Genomic DNA, 3,943 nt, shown 5'->3' with positions numbered 1-3,943 from the left:
TCACCGAAGGGGCGGAACGGGTTTGCCGTTCCGCCCCCTTTCCAAGACCGACTTGCAATCCGATGATCGAGGCGTCAATGACCAACTTTCTTGAAATGCACGGCATCTCCAAAACGTTTCCCGGCGTCAAGGCGCTGAACAAGGTCGATTTGAAGCTGGCCCGTGGCGAGGTTCATGTATTGGCCGGGGAAAACGGCGCTGGCAAAAGCACGCTGATGAAGATCATGACCGGTGTCTATCGGGCCGATCCGGGCGGTGTGATCACGGTCGAGGGGCAGGAGGTAGTGATCAAAGACCCGGTGCATGCCAGGTCTCTGGGGATCAACATTATTTATCAGGAACTTGCGGTCGTGAATAACCTGACCGTGGCCGAGAACATCTTTCTTGCACGCGAGCCCGTCGGACGAGGCGGACTGATCGACAGTCGCAAGATGCAAGCAGATGCACGGGCCATTCTGGGCGAACTCGACGTGAATATCTCACCTACGTCTCTGGTCGGCGATCTGAGCATCGGCCAAAAACAGATGGTAGAGATCGCGCGGGCTCTCTCTTACAAGTCGAAACTGATCATTATGGACGAACCGACCGCATCGCTGAGCCACCACGAGGCGGAGACGCTGATGAAAATGGTGCGCAAACTCGCGGCGCAGAATATCGGAATCGTCTATATCTCGCACCGTTTGGACGAGATATTTGAAATTGCTGACCGCGTGACAGTGCTGCGCGACGGGGAGACTGTGGACAGCCGGCCTATCGGTGAAATGACCCGCGACATTCTCGTGCGCAAGATGGTTGACCGCGACCTGTCGCAGATGTTCGGAGAACACCATTCCCATGCCACCACCGAGGTGTTGCTGTCGGTTCAGGGGCTCGGTCTGAAGCGGCCCACGGAGCAGGGCGCACGGGTGTCCGATGTCACCTTTGACCTGCACAAGGGAGAAGTTCTGGGATTTTTTGGGCTGGTTGGATCGGGCCGGACCGAAATCATGGAAATGATATTCGGCAGCCGTCCTTATATGGGAGAGATCCGGATCGACGGTCAGGTCGTTTCCATCCATGCGCCGTCCCAGGCCATCGATATGGGGATCGGCTTCGTGACCGAGGACCGCAAGGAGCTGGGGCTGGTACTTGGCATGTCGGTGCGCGAGAATTTCAGCCTGACGCATCTGTCTGATTACTGTACACTGGATGTTGTCAACCGCAAGCGCGAGACAAATGCCTGCCAGACTTTCATAAAATCGCTGGGAATCAAAACACCGTCGCCGGAACAGCAGGTGCTGAACCTGTCTGGCGGCAACCAGCAAAAGGTGGTGATCGCCAAATGGGTAGCACGGCGTCCGCGCATTCTGATTGTTGACGAACCGACGCGCGGAATAGACATTGGCGCGAAAGCCGAAGTGCATACGCTGCTCAACAATCTGGCGGACGAGGGAATGTCAATCATTGTCGTATCATCGGACCTGCCGGAGATACTGGCGGTAAGCGACAGGGTCGTCGTTTTGAAAGAGGGCAAAATCAGCAATATTCTGCCCCGAAGCGAGGCTACACAGGAACGGGTGATGCTGGCAGCAACCGGCTGATCCCAATAACAGATTCAATCAAATACGAAATGGAGAATTCCAAATGACGAAACGTATCGTTTTCACCGGTGGAACAGGCAAGGCAGGCCGCCATGCGGTGCCGCACCTTCTTGAGAAGGGCTATTCCGTGTTGAACGTCGATCTGAAACCGTTCGACCATCCGGGCGTCAATACGCTGATAACCGACATCACCGACAGCGGTCAGGTATTCAACGCATTGTCCACGCATTTCGGCTTCGAAGGCTATGACGACGGCGTACCACCCAAGGCGCCGGATGCGGTCGTGCATTTTGCGGCTGTACCCCGGGTGATGATCAATCCAGATAACAAGACCTTTTCCGACAATACGGTCGGAACCTACAACGTGATCGAAGCAGCGATGAAGCTCGGCGTGCGCAAGGTTATCGTCGCCAGTTCGGAAACCACCTATGGCGTGTGTTTCGCCGAGGGCGACAAGGACTATCATTCTTTCCCTCTGGAAGAGGATTACGACAGCGACCCGATGGACAGTTACGGCCTGTCGAAAGTGGTCAACGAAAAAACTGCGCGCGCCTTTGCCATGCGTTACGGCGCCGATATTTACGCACTGCGTATCGGCAACGTGATCGAACCGCATGAGTACGTGAATTTCCCTGCCTATCTGGATGATCCGATGTGCCGCAAGCGCAACGCCTGGAGCTATATCGACGCCCGCGATCTGGGCGAGATCGTACACCTGTGTCTGGAAAAAGACGGACTCGGCTATCAGGTGTTCAACGCAGTGAACGACACCATCACCGCTGATCTGCCGACCGCGGAGTTTCTGGCGAAATACTGCCCTGACATCAAGATTGCCCGTCCGATGGGGAAAGACGAGGCGCCGCTCTCGAACCGCAAAATCCGTGAAGTCCTGGGCTTCAAGGAAGCGCACCCTTGGCGCAATTACGTTAAACGATAAGCAATGGCAAAGGGGTGGCCTGCCACCCCTTTCTCCGCTAGAATCGACTGTCAATCCAGTACCGACCATGGCATGAAACTTGTTGTGACACCGTAAGATTTTAGTCTCCGTGAAAGGAAACCGAAGTTGGGCAAGACAAAACAACGACTGCCAGACAAGAAAAGCAAAGTCACCGTTCGCGAGGTCGCGCTCCACGCGGATGTGAGTGAATCCACGGTGTCCCGCATTATGCGGAATCAGGGTTTGGTGAAGGAAGCGACAAGAGAAAAGGTCATGGCGACGGTACGGGAACTCGGCTATGTTCCGAACCGGATCGCCGGGTCGTTGGCCTCGCTGGATTCACATCTGGTTGGGGTTGTGGTTCCATCCCTGTCGAATATTGTGTTTCCCGAAGTCTTGCAGGGCATCAATGCCGGCCTGAAAGAGACAAATTTTCAAGCGGTCATAAGCGTCAACGACTACGACATCGACCGCGAGGAATCGCTGGTGCGCGGTATTCTGGCGTGGCAGCCGGCGGCGATCCTGATCACGGGCTTCGACCATACAATGGCGACGCGCCGGATGCTTGACCAAAGCGGAGTGCGGGTGGTCGAGATGATGGATGTGGACAGTGCGCCGATCGATATTGCGGTTGGCATGTCGCATCGCCGTGCCGGATTTGCGGCGGGTCAGCACCTGATTTCGCGCGGATACCGCCGCTTCGGGTATGTCGGTCACGACTGGACGGCAGACCGGCGTGCGCGGCTGCGTTATGACGGGCTGTGCGAAGCTCTGGGCGAGGCAGGCCTGTCCATTGTGGCGCACAGCATATGTGAAGGGCACAGTTCCGTTGCCATGGGGTGTTCCCACACAGAGCAGATTCGCGCGAAGGCCAAGGTTGATGTCGTGGTCTACTCCAACGACGACATGGCGGTGGGCGGAGTGTTCCATTGTCTGGGCGCGGGAATATCGCTGCCGGAGCAACTGGCGATTTTCGGCTTCAACGGGCTGGATATCGGTCGCGAATTGCCTCAACCGCTTTCAACCATACGGTCAAACCGGTTCATGATCGGCCAAAAGGCGATCGAAGCGATCCTTCAGACCCCTGATCGCCCCGATGGTCCTACGGTCTTCGACACCGGTTTCGAGATTTTCAACGGGGCTACGGCCTGAGCCGGCCCTTGGGTAAAAAAGGATTCTAATCATGCATCATGCCATCACAAAAGGTTCAGTCGCCGTCGTAACAGGGGGAGCGTCCGGTATCGGACTAGCCGCGGCGCATCATTTGGCCGGGAGCGGTCTGCGTGTTTGCCTTGCCGATCTCGGCGGCGAACGTTTGGAGGCCGCGCGTCAGGAACTGTTGGCGGCCGGGGCCGCGCCGAAGGATGTGATCGCGGTTGCCACGGATGTGGGCGACAAGGCGCAGTTGCAGGCCTTGGCGGATCAT

The 3,943-nt window shown here is 56.7% G+C and carries 4 protein-coding genes; all 4 read left to right on the top strand.

What is annotated here, in order from left to right; translation table 11 throughout:
* The first annotated feature begins 77 nt into the window (after window positions 1–77).
* Window positions 78–1,580: a sugar ABC transporter ATP-binding protein gene (locus AC221Y_RS21405; protein WP_486708360.1), complete on the top strand. Its 1,503-nt coding sequence runs from the start codon at window positions 78–80 to the stop codon at window positions 1,578–1,580.
* Between the two features lie 43 nt (window positions 1,581–1,623).
* Complete coding sequence (locus AC221Y_RS21400; protein ID WP_486708359.1) at window positions 1,624–2,517, top strand: NAD-dependent epimerase/dehydratase family protein; 894 nt, start codon at window positions 1,624–1,626, stop codon at window positions 2,515–2,517.
* A 126-nt stretch (window positions 2,518–2,643) separates the two neighbouring features.
* A complete protein-coding gene (locus tag AC221Y_RS21395; protein ID WP_486708358.1) occupies window positions 2,644–3,669 on the top strand; it encodes a LacI family DNA-binding transcriptional regulator in 1,026 nt (341 codons plus the stop codon).
* Window positions 3,670–3,700: 31 nt separating this feature from the next.
* On the top strand, window positions 3,701–3,943 hold a 243-nt coding region (locus tag AC221Y_RS21390), incomplete at its 3' end, for an SDR family NAD(P)-dependent oxidoreductase (protein ID WP_486708357.1).

The sequence above is a fragment of the Boseongicola sp. genome, from assembly GCF_057460485.1.
The sequence above is the reverse complement of the archived record's forward strand: the minus strand, read 5'-3'. Positions and strand labels throughout refer to the sequence as shown.

Excerpts from the sequence above, each read along its gene's own strand:
- AC221Y_RS21405 (WP_486708360.1), top strand. The coding sequence starts at position 78 with ATGACCAACTTTCTTGAAATGCACGGCATCTCCAAAACGTTTCCCGGC.
- AC221Y_RS21400 (WP_486708359.1), top strand. The coding sequence starts at position 1,624 with ATGACGAAACGTATCGTTTTCACCGGTGGAACAGGCAAGGCAGGCCGC.